The organism is Desulfomicrobium macestii, assembly GCF_014873765.1.
Classification (GTDB): Bacteria; Desulfobacterota; Desulfovibrionia; order Desulfovibrionales; family Desulfomicrobiaceae; genus Desulfomicrobium; species Desulfomicrobium macestii.
Genome location: NZ_JADBGG010000097.1, coordinates 1 through 1,212 on the forward strand (window position 1 = coordinate 1; position 1,212 = coordinate 1,212).

A 1,212-nucleotide genomic window follows, 5' to 3' on the forward strand; every position below is an offset into this window, starting at 1 on the left:
TGAAATAGTTCCGACTTGATCTGACACTTCCTCTTGAAATTTAAGAGGTTCTCCCTTTTGATGGGGTTGCAAGACAACCATCAACGAGCACCATGCTCAAAGGAGAACCTCATGGCCAATTTCAATCAGAACGTCATAAAACACAAGCTGGGACTGCTCAATCTCGCTGAAGAACTCGACAACGTCTCCAAGGCCTGCAAGCTCATGGGCTTTTCGCGCGACACGTTCTACCGGTACAAAGCTGCCAAGGACGAAGGCGGAGTTCAAGCACTCTTTGACAAGAACCGACGTAAACCGAATCTTAAGAATCGGGTTGATCCAAACGTCGAAGACGCGGTTGTCGCTTATGCCACGGACTTCCCTGCTCACGGCCAAGTTCGGACAAGCAACGAGTTGCGCAAGGCCGGGGTGTTCGTTTCGCCTTCCGGTGTCCGCTCTGTGTGGCTCAGGCACGAATTGCACAACTTCAAGCTGCGCCTGAAAGCCTTGGAAAGGCTATCTTCCGAGCAAGGTATCGTCTTGACTGAGGCACAGGTGCAGGCTCTGGAGAAAAAGAAGGACGATGACCTGGCATGCGGCGAGATTGAAACCGCTCATCCCGGATATCTTGGCAGCCAGGATACGTTCTATGTCGGCACGATCAAAGGCGTAGGTCGCATTTACCAGCAGTCTTTCGTGGACACGTATTCGAAATGGGCTGCCGCAAAGCTGTACACGACAAAGACGCCCATCACGGCTGCGGATATGCTTAACGACAAGGTCCTGCCTTTTTTTGAAAGCCAGGATATGGGCATGCTCCGCATCCTCACGGACAGGGGGACAGAGTACTGCGGCAGCTTGGAAACGCATGATTATGAGCTATTTCTCGGCATCTTTGGCATCGAGCACACCAAGACCAAGGCTCGGCATCCGCAGACAAACGGAATATGCGAACGCTTCCACAAGACGGTCCTCAACGAGTTTTACCAAGTCGCTTTCAGGAAAAAAATCTTCTCCTCACTGAAAGAATTGCAAGGCGATCTGGACGAATGGATGGACTATTATAACGGTGAACGGACACACCAAGGAAAAATGTGTTGCGGGCGGACACCACTCGAAACTATGCTCGACGGTAAGCGCATCTGGCAGGAAAAGGTCGCTGGCTTGAACTAAATCCGACAGACCTGCACCCCGTTAAAAGGGCGACTGTCAGATCAAGTATGAACTACTACA

General features: G+C 51.3%; 1 protein-coding gene. It reads left to right on the top strand.

Translation table 11 applies throughout. The features are described 5' to 3' along the window. The first annotated feature begins 111 nt into the window (after window positions 1–111). Window positions 112–1,152 (top strand): IS481 family transposase, encoded by a 1,041-nt coding sequence (locus tag H4684_RS20500; RefSeq protein WP_192625179.1) that lies wholly within the window; start codon window positions 112–114, stop codon window positions 1,150–1,152. Window positions 1,153–1,212: the final 60 nt, after the last annotated feature.